A 22,840-nucleotide genomic window follows, 5' to 3' on the forward strand; every position below is an offset into this window, starting at 1 on the left:
TCCTCTTAGTGTTCTTCGAGTTAAAATTTAATGTCGCCTATCATAACCCGAAATCTTGTTTCTGTTGAGCAAAACTGGCTCAAACAGCTATCGAATGCGATCTCAGACCCTTATGAACTGCTTAAGCAGCTAGAAATTGATGCGACTCCGTGGGAAAACGGCTTAACCGCTCGACGTCTTTTCCCGATGCGTGTTCCACAAAGCTTTGTCGATCGTATGGAAAAAGGCAACCCGTACGACCCTCTATTAAGGCAAGTTTTACCATTAAGCCAAGAGTTTGAAGTCCACAACGGTTACTCTGAAGATCCTTTAGAAGAGCAAGATGCAGCGGTGCCCGGTCTACTACACAAGTACCACAATCGCGCACTACTAATTGTCAAAGGTGGCTGTGCTGTGAATTGTCGCTACTGCTTCCGTCGTCATTTCCCCTACGAAGATAACAAAGGCGGTAAAGCTAACTGGCAAGTCGCACTCGACTATATTGCGGCTCATCCAGAGATCGACGAGATCATTTTGTCTGGCGGCGATCCACTGATGGCCAAAGATTCTGAGTTAGCATGGCTTGTTCAAAAAGCAGAATCTATTCATCATTTAAAAACACTTCGCATTCACTCCAGATTACCTGTGGTGATCCCAAAGCGCATTACAGAAGAGTTGTGTCAGCTTCTTAAACAGACTCGACTGAATACCATTTTGGTAACGCATATCAACCACGCTAATGAAGTGAATTCTGAATTCTCTGCGTCAATGGCACGTATTAAAGACACGGGCACAACATTGTTGAATCAAGGAGTACTGCTAAAAGGTGTCAATGATTCTGTTGATGCTCAGTTTGAGCTCAGTCATGCGCTGTTTTCTGTGGGCATATTGCCTTATTACCTTCACGTGTTGGATAAGGTTCAAGGCGCGGCACACTTCTTTATTAGCGATGACGACGCCAAAGCCATCATTCAAGGGCTGATCAAACGAGTGTCTGGGTATTTAGTCCCTAAACTGACGCGAGAAGAAGGCGGTAGAGCCAGCAAGACACCACTGGATTTACATCTCGAGTAACCTTTTTCGTCTCGACAAAATATTTTTGTTCGATCAGACGGTCTAATAGTCAGATACTGCGCTTTTTAGGAGGCAATGTGGAACTGACACAGTTATTCAATGCACAACTGCTCGACTTAGGGCCTTTTTCATGGCCTGCACTTGGGGCTTGTATGCTCAACGGTGCCTTAGTAGGCCTCGAGCGCCAAACACGCGGAAAACCTGTTGGTATTCGTACTGCGATTCTGATTGTGTCGGGTACGTACTTGTTTATGTCCATGGCCGTATCCCTTTCTCCGAACACGCTTGATCAAGCGCGAGTATTAGGGCAAATCATTACTGGCGTTGGCTTTTTAGGTGCGGGGGTGATGATGACTCAAGACGGGAAAATTCATGGCGTAACCTCAGCGGCCGTTATCTGGGTTTTGGCAGGGTTAGGAATGATGATTGGACTCGGTCATCATAAAGAATCGATCATTCTAACCGTTTTGGCATTAACGGTCCTATTAGGCGTAGATAAGATTGAAAGCAGCTTTAAGAGCTTACGTCGCGGCGTTCATCAAACCATGCAGAATCGCAATCGAATGAGAAAATAAAAAAGCCCTGATTATTCAGGGCTTTTTTGACGAATCAATTCAAATTACTTCGCGAAGTTGATGATTGGGAAGCACTTGAAGAAACCGTTATCTGCACAGTTGATCAGACCAATCTGAACACCGTCGATCGTGTTGGTTTTGTTGAAGAAACCAAACTGGAAGTTAGACTTGTTTGAGAAGCTAGCAAGACCGATATCAGCCATTGTATAGCCTTCAGAGTAGTTCACTGCACTCCAGTTCAGACCTTTCACATCGTTAGTTACGTTAACGGCACCAAGGTTAACACCCGTTGTTGAACCAGTATTCCAGTTGAAGATACCTAGAGAAGCACCTTTCATCTCTTGAGTTACTTTAGACGCACCAAAGAATAGACCGAAGTTCACACCTGTTGTACGTTGAGTTTCAGACATACCTAGTACAGAGAAGTCGACACCTTTTACTTCATTCACTTGACCATGAAGTACTGCTAAACGAACACCACCAACTGCATTTGCATCTGGTGCGTTAAAGCCGTTTAGTGATGAGAACATAACTGGCGTGCTGTCTGCTAACGCCATTGGTGAAGCTACCGCTGCTGCCACTGCTAGGGCTGAAATGACTTTTTTCATTATATTGTCTCCACTGACATTTTCTTGTTGTCGAATAATAAGTTTAGACGATGCTAAAAAGGACAACCATACGATTTGTCAGTGAAATGTCATATTCAGCAACATTCTCACAAATTACTTGGTTATTATTGAACCAGATACAAAAAAGCCGAAGGTTTCCCTTCGGCTTGTCAGAACATTCTGATGCGGATTACATCATACCAGGCATGCCACCCATACCGCCCATATCAGGCATTGCTGGAGCATCTTTCTGAGGAATATCTGTTACCATTGCTTCCGTTGTGATCATTAGACCAGCAACAGATGCAGCAAACTGAAGGGCAGAACGCGTTACTTTTGTTGGGTCTAGAATACCCATCTCTAGCATATCGCCGTACTCACCCGTTGCCGCATTGTAACCGTAGCTACCTTCACCTGCTTTCACGTTGTTCGCTACTACAGACTCTTCGTCACCTGCGTTTGCAGTGATTTGACGAATTGGAGCTTCCATTGCGCGAAGTGCAACGCGGATACCCACTGTTTGCTCTTCGTTGTCACCTTCAAGACCAGCAACTTTAGATGCAGCACGGATAAGTGCAACACCACCACCAGCCACTACGCCTTCTTCAACAGCAGCGCGAGTAGCGTGAAGTGCGTCTTCTACTCGGTCTTTCTTTTCTTTCATTTCAACTTCAGTTGCAGCACCAACTTTGATAACAGCGACACCGCCAGCAAGTTTAGCAACACGCTCTTGAAGTTTCTCTTTATCGTAGTCAGACGTTGCTTCTTCGATTTGTTGACGAATTTGTGCAACACGACCTTGAATCATCGCTTCTTCACCCGCGCCATCGATGATGGTTGAGTTTTCTTTAGTGATGGTTACACGCTTAGCTTGACCTAGATCTTCTAGCGTCACTTTCTCAAGGTCTAGACCGATTTCTTCAGAAATTACTGTACCGCCAGTTAGGATAGCGATGTCTTGAAGCATAGACTTACGACGGTCACCGAAACCAGGTGCTTTAACCGCCGCTACTTTTACGATACCGCGCATGTTGTTCACAACAAGTGTTGCTAGCGCTTCGCCTTCTACGTCTTCTGCAATGATAAGCAGCGGACGAGATGCTTTAGCTACTGCTTCAAGAGTTGGTAGAAGTTCACGGATGTTCGACACTTTCTTATCGATAAGAAGAATGAACGGGCTCTCTAGATCAACGCTACCAGCTTCTTGGTTGTTGATGAAATAAGGAGATAGGTAACCACGATCGAACTGCATACCTTCTACTACGTCTAGCTCATCTTGTAGAGCCTGACCTTCTTCAACAGTAATAACGCCATCACGACCTACTTTTTCCATTGCTTCAGCAATGATGTTACCAACCGTAGAGTCAGAGTTTGCAGAGATAGTACCAACCTGAGCAATCGCTTTGGTGTCTTTACACTCAACAGACAGAGCTTTTAGCTCTTCAACTGCAGCTGCGACAGCTTTATCGATACCGCGCTTAAGGTCCATTGGGTTCATGCCAGCAGCAACCGCTTTCAGGCCTTCAGAAATGATAGATTGAGCCAGTACCGTAGCAGTTGTTGTACCGTCACCTGCAGCATCGTTAGCTTGAGAAGCAACTTCTTTCACCATTTGTGCGCCCATGTTCTGGAACTTGTCTTCCAGTTCAATTTCACGCGCAACAGATACACCATCTTTAGTGATGGTTGGTGCACCAAAAGATTTGTCTAGAACTACGTTACGACCTTTAGGGCCAAGCGTAACTTTTACTGCGTCAGCTAGAACGTTTACACCTTCTAGCATTTTGATTCGTGCGTCGTTGCCAAACTTAACGTCTTTAGCAGCCATTGTTATTTCCTTATCTAAATTCAGTGGATAGCTTGTTTAGAGTAAAAAATTACTCAACGTCTACTTAATTATTCAACGATAGCCATGATGTCATTTTCAGACATGATCAGAACTTCTTTACCGTCGATCTTTTCTGTTTTCGTGCCGTAGCCTTCAGCAAAGATAACCGTATCACCTACTTTCACGTCCAATGGCTGTACTGTACCGTTTTCTAGAATGCGGCCTTTGCCCACAGCCAAAACAGTACCACGTGTCGATTTTTCTGCAGCAGAACCAGTTAGAACGATGCCGCCAGCAGATTTAGATTCAACTTCTTGGCGCTCAACGATAACTCGGTCGTGTAGAGGACGGATATTCATCGGTCGATTCTCCTGATTATTTTCCATTTAGCTTATTAGATAGCCTTCAAGGCCTTGTGTTGAATATGTTGGGGGCGTTTTCTACGATCCCAAGGGCAGCATGACAAAAAATTGTGACAAAAATAACGAAAATGAGCTTTGGCTAGTGAATGACCTTCCTTACCAAACCCATTCTCGCACCAACTCATCAATTGCTGTATTCTAAGCGCCTGTTTCATCAGCACTGAATGCCATGCAAGATAAACACGGCCTACTTTCCGCTCCCATCTCTACTGTCCTTAGAAACATGACTGTTCCTATGGTATTTGGCATGGTTGCAATCTTGGCATTTAACCTCGTTGATACCTTCTTTATATCGCTGCTTGGCACACAAGCACTGGCCGCTATCAGCTTTACTTTTCCGGTTACGTTTGGGGTCAATTGCATCACCATGGGTATTGGTATGGGACTCTCTACCAATATTGGGCGATTACTGGGACAAGGAAATACTCAAAACGCGGCTCGTTTTGCCACGCACGGATTACTGCTCGCGGTGGTACTTGTGACCATTGCTTCAGCATTCGGGCTGCTGACCATAGAGCCACTATTTAAACTGCTTGGAGCTAGCGATGACATCATTCCATTAATCAGCGAGTACATGGTGATCTGGTATTTAACGGTACCATTGCTGGTTATTCCGATGGCGGGAAACAGTGCGATTCGAGCTACTGGTGATACCAAAACCCCCGCAAAGATCATGATGCTGTCCGGTTTCATAAATGGCGTGCTCGACCCTCTGTTGATCTTCGGTATAGGCCCTTTCCCAGAGTTGGGCATTCAAGGTGCTGCCATTGCTAGCGGCATTGCTTGGTTTGGAGCGCTGTCTGGCTCGCTGTTTGTGCTCATCAAACGCGAAAAGTTATTGGGTAAGCTCAAACCTACGGAAATTTGGCAAGATTGGATCGCTATATTACGCATTGGAACACCATCAGGACTATCAACGGCCATGTCTCCGATCTCAGGTGCAATTTTAATGAAGATGCTGTCTTCTCATGGCACCGCTGCGGTCGCCGCTTATGGAGCTGCACAGCGTGTTGAGTCGATTCTAATTTTGGTTTTAATCTCGCTAAGCTCTGCACTAACGCCATTTATGTCACAGAACTTTGGCGCCAAACAGCCTGATCGAAGTTTTGCCGGCTTATTTTTGAGTATGCGGTTTTCGATCGTATTCCAGCTGTTTATCTTCGCAATGATGGTACCACTCAGCATTCCAATTTCTGCGCTGTTTTCCCAAGAACAAGCCGTAAGAGATATTCTTTGGCATTACTTACTCGTAGTACCATTCAGCTATGGATTCCAAGGGATCATCATGATGCTAGGTAGTGGTATGAATGCGTTACACGAACCGAACAAAGCCTTTATGTGGAGTGCGATGAGACTGTTTGTCTTCACCTTGCCAGCCGCGGCCCTAGGTAGCCATTATTATGATGTCGAAGGCATGTTTATTGGCGTTGCAGTCGGTAATGTTCTAGGCGGAGTATTGGCGTATCTTTATGCGCTTGGTGTGAGAAAAAAACATCTGTACCAAGCCAGTTAAAAATAAAGCCAAGGCTGATACCTTGGCTCTACGTTTTTGATTCATTTCTCAGGCTTGTTTAAATACCATCACCGCCCATAAAGGTTTGTGACTTACCGTTAAATTGCTGATCCATATCTAGTGATGGTTTATCGGTTTTCGGTTTACCGACAATCTTTGCAGGAACACCAGCAGCAGTAGTATGCGGAGGTACTGGTTGAAGTACCACAGAGCAAGAACCAATTTTGGCTCCCTTACCGACTTCAATATTACCTAGAATCTTCGCCCCAGCGCCAATCATAACGCCTTCACGGATCTTAGGATGTCGATCACCGCACTCTTTACCGGTACCGCCTAGTGTGACGTTCTGCAAGATGGAAACATCATTTTCAACGACAGCGGTTTCACCAATAACAATGCCGGTGGCGTGGTCAAGCATGATTCCTTTACCAATGCGAGCCGCAGGGTGGATGTCTACCTGACACGCAACGGATATTTGGTTTTGTAAATAGGTCGCAAGAGCCATACGCCCTTGGTTCCACAGCCAATTGGCGACGCGATAACCTTGTAGTGCATGGTAGCCTTTCAGATAAAGTAGCGGCATTGAGTACATGGCAACCGCAGGATCTCGGTTCACTGTCGCACAAATGTCACAAGCAGCAGCATCAGTAATTGATGGATCAGCATTAAACGCTTGCTCAACCACTTCACGTACTGCCATTGCTGGCATTGACGCAGTCTTCAGCTTATTGGCTAAAATATAGCTTAATGCTGCACCAAAGCTTTCGTGGTTAATTATGGTGGCATGATAGAAACTCGCAAGCATCGGCTCTTGCTCTGCTTGTTCGCGCGCTTCTCTTACAATGCACTCCCAGACATTCTTTTTTTCACAGTGTTTCATTTCTTGTCCTACGACTGGTACTCAATCACCAACAGAGCGTTATTGCTGCTCCGCTTTTTTATCCCTAGCAAGCAAATCTTGCGCTGCAAGTCTTGCGTCTTTACCTTGATACAGTACTTGATAGATTTGGTCAACAATTGGCATTTCCACACCCATGCGCTGAGATAACAACCATACCTCTTTGGTATTGCGATAACCCTCAACAACCTGACCGATCTCTGTCTGAGCCGTATCCACATCTTTACCCTGACCAAGTGCCAAACCAAAACGGCGGTTACGAGACTGGTTATCAGTACAAGTCAGTACTAGATCACCAAGACCTGCCATACCCATAAAGGTATCCGGCTTAGCACCCAAGGCAGCACCTAGACGTGTCATTTCAGCTAGACCTCGGGTAATCAACGCGGTACGTGCGTTTGCACCAAAACCGATGCCGTCCGACATACCCGCACCAATCGCAATCACGTTTTTCACCGCACCGCCCAATTGCATGCCAGTAAAGTCATCGTTAGCATAAACACGGAAGGTTTTACTACAGTGGATTTTTTCTTGAAGATCAGCCACAAACTCAGCATTTGGAGAGGCCACGGCAATCGCAGTTGGAAGTCCCACCGCCAACTCCTTGGCAAAAGTAGGTCCAGAAAGCACAGCCAACGGATAGTCATCACCAATAATGTCATGAGCAACATCCTTCAACAGTCGACCCGTTTCAGGCTCTAGCCCCTTGGTTGCCCAGCAGATGCGGCTGTCTTGACGAAGATGAGGCTTGATGCTGTTAAGCACAATACCAAATACATGGCTCGGTACCACAACCAAAAGATCGCGACTGGCTTGAACGGCTTTGTTCAAGTCAGACTCGACAATCAACGTTTCTGGAAATTCAATCCCAGGCAAGAACTCATGATTGGCTCTGTCTGCTTCAAGCTTGACCATGTGTTCAGGCTCGTGTCCCCAAATCACCACGTTTGCTCCGTTACGAGCAAGAGAGATCGCCAATGAGGTTCCATAAGAACCGGCACCGATAACGGTCATTGCGATTTCTTTTCCATATGCGTTATTCATAACACCACCAAATTTTCGTTATGGCTCAATGTAGTTAGTCTACTCCGTACGGAGCAAATAAAAAATGCACATCGCGATGCGCTGTGCATTTTTATTAGCTAAGTCTATTCACTTCGCTTACTCGTGCAGAAAATATGTTCTGCGAAAAAGGCTTAAGCTTCTGCTTGGCCTTCTTGTTGAGCTTGCTGTTGTAGGTAGTTCATGAACAGAGCGTCAAAGTTAACTGGCGCTAGGTTCAGTTGAGGGAACGTACCTTTCATCGTTAGGCTAGAAATAGTTTCACGAGCATATGGGAATAGGATGTTCGGGCAGAACGCGCCTAAGCAATGTGCAAGTTGACCTGCTTCCATCTGCTCAGCAGTGAAAATACCGCCTTGTTGAACTTCACATAGGAATGCTGTGTCTTCTGCGTTTTTCACAGTCACAGTTAGGCGAAGAACAACTTCATAGATGCCTTGGCCTAGTTCACGGCTTTGAGTGTCAAGATCTAGCTTAACATCTGGGTTCCAATCTTTCTGGAACATATCTGGCGAGTTTGGCGCTTCAAAAGATACGTCTTTTAGAAAGATGCGTTGGATTGCGAAGTTTTGTTGTGCTTCTTGTGGAGCTGCTTCAGCCATGATGTTTTTCCTTAAATACGTCTAAAATTGTCAAAAACGTTTATGAGTTGTCTTGCAGACTATCCGAGCCAATCTTCTATGACTAGGCGAGCCGTTAATTCCGTGGCACTTATCACATCCCTTAGTCATAACTGCCGCGAAATTACTCAAAATTCTCGATTACTTTTTGCCTTTGATCAGTGGCAGGTTCGCTTCGCTCCATGCCGTCAGACCATTTTTCAGCAAGTAAACTTTCTCAAACCCTGCTTTAGCTAGCAGATTCGCGCTCTCTTGCGCTGTTTGACCAGTCTTACATACAACAATGATTGGGTCTGATTTATGGTTTTCAAGGCTTGGGATTGAACCTGACTTAATATCAGACGGCAGCACATTTACCGAGTCAGTAATATGGCCACGCTTGAAGTCGTCTTTTGAACGAATATCAACCACTAAACCATTCTCACGGTTCATCATATGAGTCACTTGCGCAGCCGATACTTCTTTATATGCAGCATTTGCTGATTTGAAGATGTTGGCAATCAGAGCGACGAATAGTGCAACCCACACTAGTGCCATGATCATGTTTTGTTGAAAAAATTCTAAATACTCTTGCATAGCTTGCGCTCTTAATAGTTGAACATTAAATCAGTCGAGGAGTATAGCGGCTTAGTCGTGCTCTGGCGAGAGGGGAAAATGTTTCGAACAAAGAATTGAGATCCCTCTCCTCAACCCAGGCGACATTACTATTGCAGAGATAGAGAAAACCAATTAGCCAAACCTGCTAGTAAAGGCGTATTAATAGAAACAAAGGCGAGGAATCATCCAAAAATAGCGTCTATGATTACCTCACGCGGAAAACTATTAGTGGTTTCAACTGTCCAAAACTGAAAACAAGTAACGGCAATCACAAACATTATTTGATCTGCCACTACAGTTTTGGTTAAAAAGTGTAGTAAAATTACGCTAATTTGTTTTCTGTAAAGTTACTATCGATTTGACGAGGTTATAACTATGTCAGCTAAGAAGCCAATGGCTCTAGTGATTCTTGACGGTTGGGGTTACCGTGAAGACAACGCAAGCAACGCAATCAACAACGCAAAAACTCCAGTTATGGACGGCTTGTGGGCAAACAATCCACGTACACTAATTTCGGCTTCTGGCATGGACGTAGGTCTACCGGATGGTCAAATGGGTAACTCAGAAGTGGGTCACACCAATATTGGTGCTGGTCGCGTGGTATACCAAGACCTTACTCGCATCACAAAATCTATTGCTGACGGTGAATTCGGTCAAAACGGAATCCTTGTTGCGGCAATGGATAAAGCTATCGCAGCAGGTAAAGCGGTTCACCTAATGGGTCTTATGTCTCCAGGTGGCGTTCACTCTCACGAAGATCACATCTACGCTGCAGTGAAAATGGCAGCAGAGCGTGGCGCAGAGAAAATCTACCTACACTGCTTCCTAGACGGTCGTGACACACCACCACGTAGCGCGGAAGGTTCACTGCAACGCTTTGATGCTCTATTTGCAGAGCTAGGCAAAGGCCGTGTAGCGTCTCTTGTTGGTCGTTACTATGCAATGGATCGTGATAACAACTGGGATCGCGTAGAAAAAGCCTACGACCTACTGACTCAAGCAGAAGGCGCCTTCACATTTGATTCTGCAGTTGCAGGTCTAGAAGCGGCTTACTCTCGTGATGAAAACGATGAATTCGTTGCACCAACAGAAATTCGTGCAGAAGACCAAGAGTCAGCTGCTATCGTTGATGGCGATGCCGTTATCTTCATGAACTACCGTGCTGACCGTGCTCGTGAAATTACTCGTGCATTCGTACCTGCATTTGATGGTTTCGAGCGTAAAGTCTTCCCAGCGGTTGACTTCGTTATGCTGACTCAATACGCAGCTGATATCCCACTTGCGTGTGCATTCCCACCAGCCTCTCTTGAAAACACTTACGGTGAGTGGCTATCTAAAGCAGGCAAGACTCAGCTACGTATTTCTGAGACAGAAAAGTACGCACACGTCACTTTCTTCTTCAACGGTGGTGTTGAAACTGAATTTAACGGTGAAGAGCGTCAACTTGTTGCTTCTCCAAAAGTGGCTACTTATGACCTACAACCAGAGATGAGCTCTGAAGAGCTGACTGAAAAAATGGTTGCGGCTATCAAGTCAGGTAAATACGACACTATTATCTGTAACTATCCAAACGCAGATATGGTTGGCCATACAGGCGTATACGAAGCCGCTGAGCAAGCGATTGAAGCTCTAGACGCAAGTGTAGGTAAAGTGGTTGAAGCGATTAAAGAAGTTGGCGGTCAAATGCTAATCACTGCTGACCACGGTAACGCTGAAATGATGGTGGACCCTGAGACAGGTGGTACTCACACTGCTCACACCAACCTACCTGTACCGCTGATCTACGTTGGTGATAAAGCGGTTGAGTTCAAAGAAGGCGGTAAGCTGTCTGATCTAGCTCCAACTATGCTTTCTATGACTGGCATGGAAATTCCAGCAGAAATGTCTGGCGACGTACTGGTTAAGTAATCAGCTTCGCAAAGTAATGACACAAGCTTGATAAAACGCCGGTGCATACGCATCGGCGTTTTTGTATGCTTGCACCTCTGGCCCTAAGTGTGGATATAATGGTGGTTGCGCATCTGGGCACGAACAGACTTGGTCGGTATTTTTAACGGAAGTAGAATGAAACCCAATAATAAAACGCCTTTCATCCCCTCTATATCGGCATGGATTCTTAGCATCGGGCTTGTTACATACCCGACTCTCACTTTAGCCAACCAAAATGAACTGACTGGCGTAAAGAGCGAAATTACACGCCAACAGAAAGAACTGTCTGCGCAGCAAAAAGAGCTCGATAAATTACAAAAGTCTTTGCGTCAACAAGAAGTCGGCATTTCTAACATTGAGAAAGAGATAAAATCGACCACCGCTCAACTTGCTCAAGCTAATCGCAACCTCGATAGTTTTCATCAACAAGTCGAAGAGCTCACCGAGCAGAAAAAACAACAGCAAAAGATCCTCGCCGAGTTGGTGCAAACCTATTACGTGACAAAGCAGAACAACTCAGCTTCGAATGTGTTTAGTACCAATCCAGATGAAGACCGTATTAGCCAGTACTACCAATATCTTGCCAAAGCACGTGCTGAGACTTTGGAGAAATTAGCACAAACTGAACTGGATCTGGCAGAGAGTGAACGTGCCCTTGAGCTTGAACGTAATCAAATTGCACAATTACTCGAGCAACAAAAAGACAAGCGAAACTCTCTTGCGAAAAACCAAGCCAGTCGCAAAAGTACGGTATCTAAAATCAGAAAGAGCATCTCAAGCGATAAGACCTACCTAGCTGAACTGCAACGTAATGAAACACGCTTGAAGGCGGAAATCGCCAAAGCCGCTAAGCGCAATCAAGTACCTATGGATGGTCTGGCTCGACAGAAAGGTAAGCTGCCTTGGCCGGTAAAAGGGAAAGTTCTACATAGCTTTGGGACCAAGCAAACTGGACAAGTGAACTGGAAAGGCATGGTTATTCAAGCTAATTACGGAGAATCTATAAAGTCTGTTTATTCTGGTACTGTCGTCTTCGCCGACTACCTACGCGGCTACGGACTGGTGGTACTATTGGACCATGGTAAAGGTGACATGACGCTTTATGGTTATAACCAGACATTGCTGAAAAAAGAAGGGGATAAAGTCTCCGCAGGAGAGACCATCGCACTTGCTGGTGACACGGGCGGTCAATCAAGCTCATCGCTGTATTTCGAAATCCGCCGCAACAGTAAAGTACAAAACCCAAAAAGCTGGCTAAAACGATAACGTAAAGCCAAGTGTGGGTACTTAGCGATAACACTCTTGAGCGACTTGAATCAGTCGCTCTACCTCATGCTCTGGCAACTCATTGATGCCCCCTGCCGCCTCTCGCCCACCACCTGTGGCAAACTGACTACAAATCTCAGCAGCGCCTTGCTTATTGTTCAGCGGAGCCCTAACTGAAACGGTATAACTAGCGCTTTTGCTCGAGCCGCTTCTCGGCACTAACGAAATATGAGCTTGGTCAGGCGCTTCATTCGCCAAGCGATTTATCCAAGTCCCCGACATTCTCCTCGCCGCTGGCGTTGCTGGCAGCTTTACCACTTTCAAGATGTCCGACTCAAAGACAGTTTCCGTTGCCTCTAACGCTATTTCATCACTCTCAAACGCCGATTTAAGAGTGTAATACGGAGAAGAGGCGTCTTTCTGGCAATCAAACGGGTCAGGGTACGCCAATAACGCCTGATAAAGGATGACTGGGTCAAAATGTAGATCAGCTAAGCTCTCTCCATAACCGTTGTAATTCACCAAGGTTCCTAATTGCTTGAGAAAGTGTCGTTGCTCGTGCGTGAGTTTAAGCTCATTCGCTAAATGCTCAGCACTACTCAACATATTATCTCCGTAGGCCGCAGCAATCGCCCAAGTTCGATACTGGCCTTGTAATAGCTTATCTACAATCAGTGCGGTGCACGTATTGGCATCAAGGTCGATGTGCGCATCCAAAATGTCGCTGTGGGGAATAGTTGATGCTTTGTGGTGATCGATATAAGTAATAGGAACATCATGATCCAAAAGCTCATCTAAGGCGTTTTGGTTTTTATCCATGGAGATGTCGAGCACTGTAACAGAGCCTGCTTCTGCGACGGGGACTCGTTGTAACAGCGCAATATCACGCTTAATCCCTGAGATCAGCTGTGTTTCTTTCGGCTGAGCTAATCGCAATTGCAGCAATGACAAAATACCATCGGCATCGCCATTAAATACATCATAGTGTGCTTTTGCTTTCATTTCGTTATCAGCCATCCCGTCGTCACTCTCCAATTAATCTGGTGTCTAAAACAACAAACCCTACTAAGATAGCAGGGTTTGTAACAAGATGAATTGGCTATATATCATGCCGTTAGAGCGAGCGACTGTCTGTCGACCCCATCATTTTCACACCATCTTCTAGTAGAGACAGCTGTTCACGACCTTTTGCCGTTGATAGTGGCTTCACGACATTGATCATGTGTAGCATGCCCTGCTGAATCACCTCTTCAGTAATTTGAGTTTTCGGCGACATCGCTGATTGGTAGCTCAGCCAACCGACCGCCATCATATGCAGAGTGGTCACCAATGACTTAAGTTCTTTCTCGTTAATCGTCAATAAATCAAGTTCAACAAAGGCTCTTAGGATATTAACTAAGTTACCCTGCAATCGCTCCTGAACCTCAATGTACTCTTCGTGCAGCTTAGGATCACGCTGCAGAATCTCTGGCAGGTTGGCGTAGAAGAAACGATATTTCCACATTAGATTAAAGATAGAATCAAGATAGTGCTTGAGGAGCGCCAAACTTTCTTGCTGACCTTGGATAGGAGTAAAACGTTCAATGAGCTCTTGCGAATACAGCGCAAAGATCTCTCTCACTATCTCTTGTTTATTGCGAAAGTGGTAATAGAGGTTACCTGGGCTAATCTCGATATGAGCAGCAATATGGTTGGTCGTCACGTTGCGCTCGCCATCTAAATTAAATAAGTCGAGGGCGGCATACACTATTTTGTCACGTGTTTTCATTCTAACTTTTCCTTTCCCTAGTTGGGGTTAGTATACGTGCTCAAGTTGTGTACGAAAAGTCATGAGACGGTGAGTCGCACTGGTTAGACCAAATGATATAAAAAAAGCACTCAAATGAGTGCTTTCGAATACGTTTGACGAATGAATTACTCTACTTCGTCCATTTTACCAAGCAGGTTACGAATACGCTCTTGCCATTGGCCGTGCTCACGTTGCATTTGCTCAGTCTTTTGAACCAATTCTTCACGGCTATTACGTAGCTCTTCCGCTTGATTTGCTAGTTGCACTTTTTCTTCTTTCAGTTCTTCAACTTCCATTTGAAGAAGCGCGATTGTGTCAACTGCAGTTTGAATTTTTGCTTCTAGTTGTTCCAGTACTTCAAAAGACATCTCGGCCTACCCTTAATTTAATTCTGTGACATGAAAAGACTTCATACTCTATATTGTCCCATTCTACTCAGCATAGAGAAGATAGACACGCCCTATATTGCAGATTTTTCACCATTCGGTCAAAAAAGCATCGCAAAATGACATAAGCTTTACCTAAAACTTGTCAAACCTTCCCTGCTATCACTTTACTCTGACCTTTCTCCCTGCACTTTCTCAATGAGTAATCATAACTTAGCGACAAGATAGCGACCAAAACCACAAAAAAGCAAACGTTTCCTTTTGGATATGCTAGAATTCGCGCCATAAATCCTTTTGTCATTTTTCATTTAATTGGAGTCAGTATGAAGCGCGATTTAGCAATGGCTTTTTCACGAGTTACCGAAGGTGCCGCCCTAGCAGGTTATAAATGGCTTGGACGTGGCGACAAGAATGCTGCGGATGGTGCCGCAGTAGAAGTCATGCGCAGCCTACTGAACAAAACCGATATCGAAGGTGAAATCGTTATTGGTGAAGGTGAGATTGATGATGCACCTATGCTGTATATCGGTGAGCAAGTTGGTATTGGTGGTGACGCTGTTGATATCGCGGTTGACCCTATTGAAGGTACTCGCATGACAGCAATGGGCCAGTCGAATGCACTTGCTGTTCTAGCCGCTGGTGAAAAAGGCAGCTTCTTGAAAGCACCTGATATGTACATGGAAAAGTTGGTAGTGGGCCCGGGCGCTAAAGGGGTTATCGACCTAGAGAAACCACTTTCTGAAAACTTAACCAACATTGCAGCGGCCTTAGGCAAATCTCTTGATACGCTTGTGGTTACGACACTGGCAAAACCACGTCATGATGAGATTATCGCTGAAATGCAAGCCATGGGCGTGCGTGTTTTTGCTGTGCCAGATGGTGATGTAGCCGCGTCTATCCTAACTTGCATGCCAGATAGTGAAGTGGATGTCATGTATTGCATTGGTGGCGCACCAGAAGGCGTGGTTTCTGCCGCTGTTATTCGTGCGCTAGATGGTGACATGCATGGTCGCTTACTTCCACGTCATGAAGTGAAAGGCGATAACGAAGAAAACCGTAAAGCGGGTGAACTTGAACTGGAGCGCTGCGCACAAATGGGTGTCAAAGCGAACATTGTGCTTCGCATGGAAGACATGGCGCGTAGTGACAATGTGGTGTTCTCGGCAACGGGCATTACTAAAGGTGACCTGCTTGAAGGTATCACGCGTCAAGGTAATATCGCGACCAGTGAAACACTGCTTATTCGTGGCCGCTGCCGCACGATTCGCCGTATTAAATCAACGCACTATTTAGAGCGTAAAGACCCAGAGATTCGCGATATCATCTTATAGTCGCCATTATTGAGATAAAGCGCTGGCTGTAGCCAGCGTTTTTTTCATCTATTATGAAGATAGTAAATAATTTGCTTTATTAACCTTATTCGCCATAATACCCCAACTATCGTTATCCATAGGCTGATTTAAGAGAAACGGACGCACTAATGAAAGCCACTGACCAGATTATTGACATCATAAAACGAGAAGGAGCGGTCACCGCTAAACAGATTGCTTCACGTTTAAACATCACCACGATGGGCGCTAGGCAACATTTGCAGGGCCTAGAAGAGGAAGGATTTCTACGTTTTGAAGATGTTAAAGTTAAAGTAGGTCGACCGAATCGACATTGGTCACTCACTGCCAAAGGGCATGCCCAGTTTTCCGATCGCCACAGTGATTTAACGGTTCAGTTTATTGATGCAATTGAACAAGTGTTTGGTGCTGAAGGACTCAATAAAGTATCCAAAGAGCGCGAAACAAACACCCTCGCGACTTATCGTCCTCATTTTGACAGCCTTCCCGACCTACAAAGTAAAGTAGAGAAACTCACTGAACTGCGCGATAAGGATGGGTATATGGCTGAATTTCAACAGATTGAAGATGGCTTTGTCTTAATTGAAAATCACTGCCCAATCTGTAAAGCCGCACAACGCTGTGAAACTCTGTGTCAGTCTGAGCTGAATGTCTTTCAAGCCCTCGTTGGTAACGATATTTCGGTTCAACGAGACGAACATATTGTTCAAGGTGCTCGTCGCTGCGTATATATCTTTAGCAACAGAAGCTAACTTCAATAAACAGCTCATAGCAACGCTGCTAGCTCGTCTCACTCCTGAGACTATTTACAGTTTTATTTTGTCTTTTCTCATTAACTCCTACGCTGATTATATGCATGGAGATTCTTTTGGTGAGGAACGTACATGGTAACGCCTATTACTCTGCCGTCATTCGATGAACTAGCCGCAATGGCCAAGGAGAACCCCGAGAAGTTGAGTCGACTGCGCCACGACTTGTCCCAGCAGTTTATCTCTACCTGTTCTGATGAGATGCAGCCGCGACTGCACGCTCAACAATCTCACATTGAACGGGTTTTACAGCGCGCCAAAAACCCCATTCACGCCAATGTATTATTACGTCAGGAATTGCATCGTCAAATCGTTAAATTCTCGCAAGCCTTAAATGGAGAAGCGTCAGAGAGCAACAAAAGCGCCGATATTTTGCCTTTCTCTAAGCCTGAAGAATGGCGCTAAACCAACAAAAAAGGGAAGCCATGCTTCCCTTTTTGATTGTTCGTCAATTTTATTGAGGCTCTCGCCCATACTGGTTTTCGCCTTCAGTGCCTTTCATAAAGCCACATTCAACTAGTATCCACAAACCACAAGCCAACGCAGCAAAGGAGATAAGACTTTGTACCATGGACGGCTGAGCTGCGGTTGCTGGATCCAATGTCGGCAGGCTCATTCGACCAAAGACCAATGGGATATTCAGCAATAGCCACCAACTCGATTTATTACGGTCATGCCAACGCTTTGCCGTAATCGCTAAATCTGGAATCAAGATAATGAGCAAGAAGATTGGCAACAAAATATGTACCAATGCTGGGAACAGTACGTTCATACCTTGAGCAAAAATCATAATGGCAAGGTAATAACAGACATTCCACATCCAGAATGTTTTGCGTCCCACACGACCTTGAAACGAAAACAGTAACGATTTAAACGACATCACATAATCTCTTTTTAATTGGTAATTTTTTGAAAGCAGCTTTTATCCATATCACGAACATTGACCGTCAAGCTCTTGATATGTCCCGCCTGCTCTCGAAGTACTTCCATTAACTTTCTCGAAAGCTCTCTTTTCTGTTCCTCAGTGCGACCTGACAAAAGTTCAAAGCTAATATGAACAAAATCTTCACTGTCTCCATACTCACCAATCAACCAATTGTGGCTACGTAAAGAGCGTGATTTCACAGAATCTTTCTCGAATAATCCACAGTTTAGCGTGACTCTGTGTAAGTCTTCCAGCAACCCCTGAACATTCAGTCTTTCGTCCGCTGTATTTGAGTACTCTAGTACAAGGTTTGGCATGGTACATCCCTATTTTTAACCATCAAGCGACAAGGTATAACAAGCTATAAGGAAAATTCCGAGAAGTATTCTATTATTCTGTTTACTGGATCACTGAGGTGAGCTTCTGGGCTTGCTTACTAGGATAAAACGTCAAAGCGATAAAGAAATGACCCCAATCATGATCTACATGAATTAATCTGTTATATTCTTTCGTAATCACGTTTATTTTTTACATTCGTTTTTTACAAACACTGATTTTGGAGAAAATCTCATGCGTCAACCTGTAGTTATGGGTAACTGGAAACTCAACGGCAGCAAAGCAATGGTAACTGAGCTGCTAACTGGCCTAAACGCTGAACTTGAAGGCGTAACTGGTGTAGACGTGGCGGTAGCTCCACCTGCACTATACATCGACCTAGCAGAGCGCGTAATCGCTGAAGGCGGCAACAAGATCATTCTTGGTGCACAAAACACAGACCTAAACAACAGCGGTGCATTCACTGGCGACATGTCTCCAGAAATGCTTAAAGACTTTGGTGCTTCTCACATCATCATTGGTCACTCAGAGCGTCGTGAATACCACAACGAATCTGACGAGTTCATCGCTAAGAAATTTGCTTTCCTAAAAGAAAACGGCCTGAAGCCAGTTTTCTGTATCGGTGAATCTGAAGCTCAAAACGAAGCGGGCGAAACTGAAGCAGTTTGTGCACGTCAAATCAACGCAGTAATCGACGCATACGGTGTTGAAGCGCTAAACGACGCTATCATCGCATACGAGCCAATCTGGGCTATCGGTACTGGTAAAGCAGCAACAGCTGAAGATGCGCAACGCATCCACGCTTCTATCCGCGCTCTAATCGCAGAAAAAGACGCTGCAGTTGCTGAGCAAGTAATCATTCAATACGGTGGTTCTGTTAAGCCAGAGAACGCTGAAGCATACTTCTCACAACCAGACATCGACGGTGCTCTAGTTGGTGGTGCATCTCTAGATGCTAAGAGCTTCGCAGCAATCGCTAAAGCAGCGGCAGCAGCAAAAGCTAAGTAATCGCTTATCGCATTACTGAAAAACAGGCTCATTCGAGCCTGTTTTTTATGCCTTCATTTTATTGAGGCAAATAAAAACCGCGACTTAAGCCGCGGTTTTTATCTTTAGAATCGCTGTCAGTTAGAACAACTCTTCTGCAACCTTGAATAGGTCATCGCGAACTGGACGCTTCATGTTCTCGATCGCATCAATGATGTCATGGTGTACCAATTGCTCTTTCTGGATACCCACACAACGACCACCATGACCTTCCATTAGAAGGTGTACTGCATAGTTACCCATGCGAGACGCTAGTACGCGGTCAAACGCAGTTGGACGACCACCACGTTGGATGTGACCTAGAACCGTTGCACGAGTTTCACGACCAGTTGCAGTCTCAATCTCTTTAGCCAACTCGTTAGCATCCATCATAAGCTCAGTCAGCGCGATGATAGCGTGCTTCTTACCTTTCGCAATACCGTCTTGGATATTGTTGATAAGCTGATCTTTGTTCAAGCCAGTTTCTGGAGTGATGATGTACTCACAACCACCAGCAATCGCAGACATAAGAGTTAAGTCTCCGCAGTGGCGACCCATGATTTCAACGATTGAGATGCGTTGGTGAGATGAAGACGTGTCACGTAGACGGTCAATCGCATCAATAACAGTGTTCAGTGCTGTTAGGTAGCCAATTGTGTAGTCAGTACCTGCGATATCGTTATCGATAGTGCCTGGTAGACCAATACATGGGTAACCCATTTCAGTCAGCTTCTTCGCACCCATGTACGAACCGTCACCACCGATAACTACTAGAGCATCGATACCGTGTTTCTTAAGGTTTTCAATCGCTTTTTCGCGGACTTCCACTTCTTTAAACTCTGGGAAGCGTGCAGAACCTAAGAAAGTACCACCACGGTTGATAACGTCAGAAACGCTTGAACGATCCAGTTTTTGGATGCGGTCTTCATACAGACCTAGGTAACCGTCGTATACGCCGTATACTTCTAAATCCGCTGACAAAGCCGTACGAACTACGCCACGTACCGCAGCATTCATACCTGGTGCATCACCACCACTTGTCAAAACACCGATTTTCTTAATCATGCTCACCCTCGATTTGGCAATCTAATTTCAATTTTGAGTGTACCGCCTAGTAGCGACACACGGAATTTGTTGTTATTGCTACGATTTTTCGATGTGTTCCCCAAAACATCACCGACGTAACTTTATTACTTATGTAAGAGTATTACAGTTTATAAGAACTATTGTGTTGATTCACATCAGAATCGCACTTTTTTATCATGAGCCTTGATAATAGACAATCGATTTTGAAGTTGCCATTCTCAATGCTTTCACAGTCACTTTTGTTTACGTATTGGTTACCAGCCCTGCTCTTTTTGCTGTTTTTCTTCCGACAGTACAACAGAGTATGGATCTTGATGGATAATGACATCCGCTTCAGGAAACTCCAGCATCAATCGCTCCTCTGCACAATCGGCAATTCTATGAGCGTCGATCAGGCGCAAGTTATCATCTAACTCTAAATGCAGTTGAATAAAACGCACTGGCCCAGACATTCGTGTTCGCAGTTGGTGGACGCCGATGACACCTTCAACCTCGTTACACACTTCTCGAATTCTGACGAGTTCCTCTTCGGGAAGCTGCCTATCAAGCAATGACTGTATTGCTTCATAAGCCATCTTAACGGCGCTTACCAGTATGAAGATACCAATGCCGATGGCAAATACTGAGTCTGCTTGACCTATGCCATACCAACTCAAGGCGAGCGCGATCATAATAGCGGCGTTCATATACAAGTCAGTTTGATAGTGTAACGAGTCCGCCGCTATCGCCTGACTGCCTGTTTCGCGCACCACGTATTTCTGAAATGCAACTAGACCAGAGGTGACCACTAGCGCAAAAAAGCTGACATAGATGCCAAGCTCAGGCGAATTCAATTCATGAGGTCTAAAGAATCGTTCAACACCGTTTAAGATAAGAAAGCAAGCGGAGCCAGAAATGAACATAGCTTGTGCTAGAGCAGCTAACGACTCCGCCTTACCATGCCCAAAAGTATGTTCTTTGTCAGCAGGTTGCAGTGAGTAACGCACCACCAGCAAGTTAACCACTGATGCTGCAATATCTAGCAGTGAGTCGATCACTGACGCTAGCAGACTAACAGAACCTGTTATCCACCATGTAACCACTTTGGTAATAAGAAGGATAGTCGCGATCGTGGTAGCAGCCCATGCTGCGGTAGTCACCAACTTAGCGTAGTTGCCCTTTGTCATGCTTGCACTCGTTCCCTGTCTTGTTGCTAACACGGTATAAGTATACTGATAAATGATGACAAAAATAGAAAAAGCGTGCTGGATGTCACACCAAATGGTGACAAATATTCGGACAGGGCTCTGAAGACAGAATTCTTTAGTGCATCGTATAAACAAAAGCCCCTCTGACTAGGAAGCTCAGAGGGGCTATATATTATCGAGCCAAGATTTCGTTATAATTACTGAGCAGCACGCTTCTCCGCACGAGACTCCATTTTAGAGAAACACTTTTCCATTCGCTCTTGCTGAAGCTCTTTGAACTTCACTTTTTGCTCTGGCGTTAGAATATTAAGCATTTCATGTTGCTTCTCAAGCATTTGAACACGACGCTCTGTTTGTTGCTGTACCATTTCTGAAGCCAGAGCGTTCGCTGCATCCGCATCAAAGTTGTCAGCAAGTACTAGATCTTGCATCTTTTGTTGGCGAGCTTGCATTTCTGCTTTCTTAGCAGCAAAGTCACCCGAGAATTTCGCTTTCATGGCTTCTTTGTTTGCCTGACGAAGTTCTTTCATTTGCTCTTTCTGAGCATCCGTCAAGTCAAGTTCACGGAACATACGCTTACCATCGAAGCCACCGCACATCCCTTCACCGCCTTTACCATGATGACCACCTTTGCCACCACCGTATGCCAATGCGCTTGCTGAACCTAATGCTAGTGGAAGAACCGTTGCAGCGATAACCAGTTTTTTTGAAAATTTCATAATCTTTACCCTTATGTGATTCATACCATGGCTGCCTCTGCAGCGCTTGAGTATAGAATAGGGTCTGGTGAGTAAAGTAACGTACAGTGAGCGTAAAGAATCGTAAAGATCGCTTTTTCTGATATTTAACGCTTTATTATTACAAGGCACAGGACAAGATAGAGGTAGTTTATGGCACACATACTTATCATTGATGACGATACCGAGCTAACCAGCTTACTTAAAGACATCTTGAGCTTTGAAGGATTTGAGATCTCTGAGGCTAATGACGGAATCGCCGGATTAGAAGCAATGCATCAGGATATCGATCTGGTATTGATGGATGTCATGATGCCACGGCTCAATGGTATGGATACCCTAAAGAAACTACGCGAAAAGTGGGAAACCCCTGTTTTGATGCTGACGGCTAAAGGTGAGGAAATAGATCGTGTTATCGGTCTAGAGCTTGGCGCCGATGACTACTTACCGAAACCGTTTAGTGATCGAGAACTGCTCGCTCGCATTAAAGCGATTCTTCGCCGCACTCAATCTAAGCCAGAATCAGCCACTGCTGATTGCCTTTCGTTCGACGACATTCAAGTTTTCCCAGGCAAACAAGAAGCTCACTGCCAAGGGCAGTTACTGGACTTAACTACTACAGAGTTTGCACTGTTACACTATTTCGTACAAAAACCAGGGGAGACCTTAACCAAAGAGTCTCTCAGTCTTGATGTGCTAGGGAAAAGGTTGTCTGCTTTCGATCGCGCCGTCGATATGCATGTCTCGAATTTACGTAAAAAACTCCCAGAAAAAGCCGATGGCAAACCACGTATCAAAACACTGCGTGGACGCGGATATTTGTTGGTTAAGGAATAATG

Annotated in this window: 25 protein-coding genes; 10 read left to right on the forward strand and 15 right to left on the reverse strand. The window is 45.0% G+C overall.

Annotated features, from left to right (window positions below; all coding sequences use genetic code 11):
• Nucleotides 1-30: 30 nt before the first annotated feature.
• Both epmB and L2W36_RS24115 read left to right on the forward strand, forming a co-directional pair.
• Complete coding sequence (gene epmB / locus L2W36_RS24110) at nucleotides 31-1,053, forward strand: EF-P beta-lysylation protein EpmB (RefSeq protein ID WP_062461776.1); 1,023 nt, start codon at nucleotides 31-33, stop codon at nucleotides 1,051-1,053.
• Between the two features lie 152 nt (nucleotides 1,054-1,205).
• Nucleotides 1,206-1,628: an MgtC/SapB family protein gene (locus L2W36_RS24115; protein WP_081836363.1), complete on the forward strand. Its 423-nt coding sequence runs from the start codon at nucleotides 1,206-1,208 to the stop codon at nucleotides 1,626-1,628.
• 44 nt (nucleotides 1,629-1,672) lie between these two features.
• Here L2W36_RS24115 and L2W36_RS24120 read toward each other — a convergent pair whose 3' ends face one another.
• From L2W36_RS24120 to L2W36_RS24130, 3 genes are all read right to left on the reverse strand, one after another.
• On the reverse strand, nucleotides 1,673-2,236 hold the full coding sequence (locus tag L2W36_RS24120) for a VC2662 family protein (protein ID WP_006075442.1): 564 nt from the start codon (nucleotides 2,234-2,236) through the stop codon (nucleotides 1,673-1,675).
• Nucleotides 2,237-2,426: 190 nt separating this feature from the next.
• The gene (gene groL, locus L2W36_RS24125; protein WP_038223798.1) at nucleotides 2,427-4,064 is read right to left on the reverse strand and encodes a chaperonin GroEL; all 1,638 of its coding nucleotides are present in this window, start codon (nucleotides 4,062-4,064) and stop codon (nucleotides 2,427-2,429) included.
• A 68-nt stretch (nucleotides 4,065-4,132) separates the two neighbouring features.
• On the reverse strand, nucleotides 4,133-4,423 hold the full coding sequence (locus L2W36_RS24130; protein WP_031493033.1) for a co-chaperone GroES: 291 nt from the start codon (nucleotides 4,421-4,423) through the stop codon (nucleotides 4,133-4,135).
• 232 nt (nucleotides 4,424-4,655) lie between these two features.
• Between L2W36_RS24130 and L2W36_RS24135 the strand changes: the two genes are divergently transcribed.
• A complete protein-coding gene (locus L2W36_RS24135) occupies nucleotides 4,656-5,999 on the forward strand; it encodes an MATE family efflux transporter (RefSeq protein ID WP_038223800.1) in 1,344 nt (447 codons plus the stop codon).
• A gap of 58 nt (nucleotides 6,000-6,057) precedes the next feature.
• Here L2W36_RS24135 and cysE read toward each other — a convergent pair whose 3' ends face one another.
• The 4 genes from cysE to L2W36_RS24155 form a co-directional block, all read right to left on the reverse strand.
• Complete coding sequence (cysE, locus tag L2W36_RS24140) at nucleotides 6,058-6,879, reverse strand: serine O-acetyltransferase (RefSeq protein ID WP_038223802.1); 822 nt, start codon at nucleotides 6,877-6,879, stop codon at nucleotides 6,058-6,060.
• 39 nt (nucleotides 6,880-6,918) lie between these two features.
• Entirely contained in the window at nucleotides 6,919-7,941 is a 1,023-nt protein-coding gene (gpsA, locus tag L2W36_RS24145) for an NAD(P)H-dependent glycerol-3-phosphate dehydrogenase (protein ID WP_236111796.1), read from the reverse strand.
• A 152-nt stretch (nucleotides 7,942-8,093) separates the two neighbouring features.
• On the reverse strand, nucleotides 8,094-8,561 hold the full coding sequence (secB, locus tag L2W36_RS24150; RefSeq protein WP_031493038.1) for a protein-export chaperone SecB: 468 nt from the start codon (nucleotides 8,559-8,561) through the stop codon (nucleotides 8,094-8,096).
• Nucleotides 8,562-8,720: 159 nt separating this feature from the next.
• On the reverse strand, nucleotides 8,721-9,155 hold the full coding sequence (locus L2W36_RS24155; protein ID WP_031493039.1) for a rhodanese-like domain-containing protein: 435 nt from the start codon (nucleotides 9,153-9,155) through the stop codon (nucleotides 8,721-8,723).
• A gap of 396 nt (nucleotides 9,156-9,551) precedes the next feature.
• Between L2W36_RS24155 and gpmM the strand changes: the two genes are divergently transcribed.
• A complete protein-coding gene (gene gpmM / locus L2W36_RS24160) occupies nucleotides 9,552-11,084 on the forward strand; it encodes a 2,3-bisphosphoglycerate-independent phosphoglycerate mutase (protein WP_236111797.1) in 1,533 nt (510 codons plus the stop codon).
• A gap of 156 nt (nucleotides 11,085-11,240) precedes the next feature.
• Nucleotides 11,241-12,371 (forward strand): murein hydrolase activator EnvC family protein, encoded by a 1,131-nt coding sequence (locus tag L2W36_RS24165; RefSeq protein ID WP_096443493.1) that lies wholly within the window; start codon nucleotides 11,241-11,243, stop codon nucleotides 12,369-12,371.
• A gap of 21 nt (nucleotides 12,372-12,392) precedes the next feature.
• Here the strand turns inward: L2W36_RS24165 and L2W36_RS24170 are convergent, their stop codons facing one another.
• The 3 genes from L2W36_RS24170 to zapB all read right to left on the reverse strand — a co-directional run bounded on the left by L2W36_RS24170 (nucleotide 12,393) and on the right by zapB (nucleotide 14,528).
• Entirely contained in the window at nucleotides 12,393-13,388 is a 996-nt protein-coding gene (locus L2W36_RS24170) for an acetyltransferase (RefSeq protein WP_082795552.1), read from the reverse strand.
• 97 nt (nucleotides 13,389-13,485) lie between these two features.
• Nucleotides 13,486-14,139 (reverse strand): TetR/AcrR family transcriptional regulator, encoded by a 654-nt coding sequence (locus L2W36_RS24175; protein ID WP_006075488.1) that lies wholly within the window; start codon nucleotides 14,137-14,139, stop codon nucleotides 13,486-13,488.
• Nucleotides 14,140-14,285: 146 nt separating this feature from the next.
• Nucleotides 14,286-14,528, reverse strand: a complete 243-nt coding sequence (zapB, locus tag L2W36_RS24180) for a cell division protein ZapB (RefSeq protein ID WP_006075487.1) — start codon at nucleotides 14,526-14,528, stop codon at nucleotides 14,286-14,288.
• A 341-nt stretch (nucleotides 14,529-14,869) separates the two neighbouring features.
• Between zapB and glpX the strand changes: the two genes are divergently transcribed.
• From glpX to L2W36_RS24195, 3 genes are all read left to right on the forward strand, one after another.
• Nucleotides 14,870-15,877 carry a class II fructose-bisphosphatase gene (gene glpX, locus L2W36_RS24185; RefSeq protein WP_107307347.1) on the forward strand — a complete coding sequence of 336 codons (1,008 nt, stop codon included), beginning with the start codon at nucleotides 14,870-14,872 and terminating at the stop codon, nucleotides 15,875-15,877.
• Nucleotides 15,878-16,026: 149 nt separating this feature from the next.
• Entirely contained in the window at nucleotides 16,027-16,647 is a 621-nt protein-coding gene (locus tag L2W36_RS24190; protein WP_107307346.1) for a helix-turn-helix transcriptional regulator, read from the forward strand.
• Nucleotides 16,648-16,779: 132 nt separating this feature from the next.
• Nucleotides 16,780-17,109 (forward strand): DUF3135 domain-containing protein, encoded by a 330-nt coding sequence (locus L2W36_RS24195; RefSeq protein WP_107307345.1) that lies wholly within the window; start codon nucleotides 16,780-16,782, stop codon nucleotides 17,107-17,109.
• 49 nt (nucleotides 17,110-17,158) lie between these two features.
• On the opposite strand, the gene L2W36_RS24200 is transcribed toward L2W36_RS24195, so the two are convergent.
• Together L2W36_RS24200 and L2W36_RS24205 are read right to left on the reverse strand one after the other, a co-directional pair.
• A complete protein-coding gene (locus L2W36_RS24200) occupies nucleotides 17,159-17,584 on the reverse strand; it encodes a DUF805 domain-containing protein (protein ID WP_038223344.1) in 426 nt (141 codons plus the stop codon).
• A 14-nt stretch (nucleotides 17,585-17,598) separates the two neighbouring features.
• On the reverse strand, nucleotides 17,599-17,946 hold the full coding sequence (locus tag L2W36_RS24205) for a 5-carboxymethyl-2-hydroxymuconate Delta-isomerase (RefSeq protein ID WP_038223817.1): 348 nt from the start codon (nucleotides 17,944-17,946) through the stop codon (nucleotides 17,599-17,601).
• A gap of 253 nt (nucleotides 17,947-18,199) precedes the next feature.
• Here L2W36_RS24205 and tpiA point away from each other — a divergent pair, with 253 nt between their 5' ends.
• The gene (gene tpiA / locus L2W36_RS24210) at nucleotides 18,200-18,973 is read left to right on the forward strand and encodes a triose-phosphate isomerase (RefSeq protein WP_006075481.1); all 774 of its coding nucleotides are present in this window, start codon (nucleotides 18,200-18,202) and stop codon (nucleotides 18,971-18,973) included.
• A 120-nt stretch (nucleotides 18,974-19,093) separates the two neighbouring features.
• Here tpiA and pfkA read toward each other — a convergent pair whose 3' ends face one another.
• The 3 genes from pfkA to L2W36_RS24225 form a co-directional block, all read right to left on the reverse strand.
• Nucleotides 19,094-20,056: a 6-phosphofructokinase gene (gene pfkA, locus L2W36_RS24215; RefSeq protein WP_062461752.1), complete on the reverse strand. Its 963-nt coding sequence runs from the start codon at nucleotides 20,054-20,056 to the stop codon at nucleotides 19,094-19,096.
• A gap of 275 nt (nucleotides 20,057-20,331) precedes the next feature.
• Entirely contained in the window at nucleotides 20,332-21,243 is a 912-nt protein-coding gene (fieF, locus tag L2W36_RS24220) for a CDF family cation-efflux transporter FieF (RefSeq protein WP_236111798.1), read from the reverse strand.
• Nucleotides 21,244-21,461: 218 nt separating this feature from the next.
• Nucleotides 21,462-21,983: a CpxP family protein gene (locus L2W36_RS24225; protein WP_107307343.1), complete on the reverse strand. Its 522-nt coding sequence runs from the start codon at nucleotides 21,981-21,983 to the stop codon at nucleotides 21,462-21,464.
• Between the two features lie 171 nt (nucleotides 21,984-22,154).
• Between L2W36_RS24225 and L2W36_RS24230 the strand changes: the two genes are divergently transcribed.
• Nucleotides 22,155-22,838, forward strand: a complete 684-nt coding sequence (locus tag L2W36_RS24230) for a response regulator (protein WP_124940532.1) — start codon at nucleotides 22,155-22,157, stop codon at nucleotides 22,836-22,838.
• The last annotated feature ends 2 nt before the right edge of the window (nucleotides 22,839-22,840 follow it).

It is taken from the genome of Vibrio sp. McD22-P3 (assembly GCF_021568915.1).
In the GTDB taxonomy this organism is placed as follows: Bacteria; Pseudomonadota; Gammaproteobacteria; order Enterobacterales; family Vibrionaceae; genus Vibrio; species Vibrio mediterranei.

What these genes read in the sequence shown, in the direction of transcription:
- pfkA (WP_062461752.1), bottom strand. Translation starts at nt 20,056, where the DNA reads ATGATTAAGAAAATCGGTGTTTTGACAAGTGGTGGTGATGCACCAGGT.
- L2W36_RS24130 (WP_031493033.1), bottom strand. Translation starts at nt 4,423, where the DNA reads ATGAATATCCGTCCTCTACACGACCGAGTTATCGTTGAGCGCCAAGAA.
- L2W36_RS24120 (WP_006075442.1), bottom strand. Translation starts at nt 2,236, where the DNA reads ATGAAAAAAGTCATTTCAGCCCTAGCAGTGGCAGCAGCGGTAGCTTCA.
- glpX (WP_107307347.1), top strand. Translation starts at nt 14,870, where the DNA reads ATGAAGCGCGATTTAGCAATGGCTTTTTCACGAGTTACCGAAGGTGCC.
- L2W36_RS24205 (WP_038223817.1), bottom strand. Translation starts at nt 17,946, where the DNA reads ATGCCAAACCTTGTACTAGAGTACTCAAATACAGCGGACGAAAGACTG.
- L2W36_RS24190 (WP_107307346.1), top strand. Translation starts at nt 16,027, where the DNA reads ATGAAAGCCACTGACCAGATTATTGACATCATAAAACGAGAAGGAGCG.
- zapB (WP_006075487.1), bottom strand. Translation starts at nt 14,528, where the DNA reads ATGTCTTTTGAAGTACTGGAACAACTAGAAGCAAAAATTCAAACTGCA.
- L2W36_RS24135 (WP_038223800.1), top strand. Translation starts at nt 4,656, where the DNA reads ATGCAAGATAAACACGGCCTACTTTCCGCTCCCATCTCTACTGTCCTT.
- cysE (WP_038223802.1), bottom strand. Translation starts at nt 6,879, where the DNA reads ATGAAACACTGTGAAAAAAAGAATGTCTGGGAGTGCATTGTAAGAGAA.
- gpsA (WP_236111796.1), bottom strand. Translation starts at nt 7,941, where the DNA reads ATGAATAACGCATATGGAAAAGAAATCGCAATGACCGTTATCGGTGCC.
- L2W36_RS24195 (WP_107307345.1), top strand. Translation starts at nt 16,780, where the DNA reads ATGGTAACGCCTATTACTCTGCCGTCATTCGATGAACTAGCCGCAATG.
- secB (WP_031493038.1), bottom strand. Translation starts at nt 8,561, where the DNA reads ATGGCTGAAGCAGCTCCACAAGAAGCACAACAAAACTTCGCAATCCAA.
- L2W36_RS24175 (WP_006075488.1), bottom strand. Translation starts at nt 14,139, where the DNA reads ATGAAAACACGTGACAAAATAGTGTATGCCGCCCTCGACTTATTTAAT.
- L2W36_RS24165 (WP_096443493.1), top strand. Translation starts at nt 11,241, where the DNA reads ATGAAACCCAATAATAAAACGCCTTTCATCCCCTCTATATCGGCATGG.
- epmB (WP_062461776.1), top strand. Translation starts at nt 31, where the DNA reads ATGTCGCCTATCATAACCCGAAATCTTGTTTCTGTTGAGCAAAACTGG.
- groL (WP_038223798.1), bottom strand. Translation starts at nt 4,064, where the DNA reads ATGGCTGCTAAAGACGTTAAGTTTGGCAACGACGCACGAATCAAAATG.
- L2W36_RS24170 (WP_082795552.1), bottom strand. Translation starts at nt 13,388, where the DNA reads ATGGCTGATAACGAAATGAAAGCAAAAGCACACTATGATGTATTTAAT.
- fieF (WP_236111798.1), bottom strand. Translation starts at nt 21,243, where the DNA reads ATGACAAAGGGCAACTACGCTAAGTTGGTGACTACCGCAGCATGGGCT.
- tpiA (WP_006075481.1), top strand. Translation starts at nt 18,200, where the DNA reads ATGCGTCAACCTGTAGTTATGGGTAACTGGAAACTCAACGGCAGCAAA.
- L2W36_RS24230 (WP_124940532.1), top strand. Translation starts at nt 22,155, where the DNA reads ATGGCACACATACTTATCATTGATGACGATACCGAGCTAACCAGCTTA.
- L2W36_RS24200 (WP_038223344.1), bottom strand. Translation starts at nt 17,584, where the DNA reads ATGTCGTTTAAATCGTTACTGTTTTCGTTTCAAGGTCGTGTGGGACGC.
- gpmM (WP_236111797.1), top strand. Translation starts at nt 9,552, where the DNA reads ATGTCAGCTAAGAAGCCAATGGCTCTAGTGATTCTTGACGGTTGGGGT.
- L2W36_RS24155 (WP_031493039.1), bottom strand. Translation starts at nt 9,155, where the DNA reads ATGCAAGAGTATTTAGAATTTTTTCAACAAAACATGATCATGGCACTA.
- L2W36_RS24115 (WP_081836363.1), top strand. Translation starts at nt 1,206, where the DNA reads ATGCTCAACGGTGCCTTAGTAGGCCTCGAGCGCCAAACACGCGGAAAA.
- L2W36_RS24225 (WP_107307343.1), bottom strand. Translation starts at nt 21,983, where the DNA reads ATGAAATTTTCAAAAAAACTGGTTATCGCTGCAACGGTTCTTCCACTA.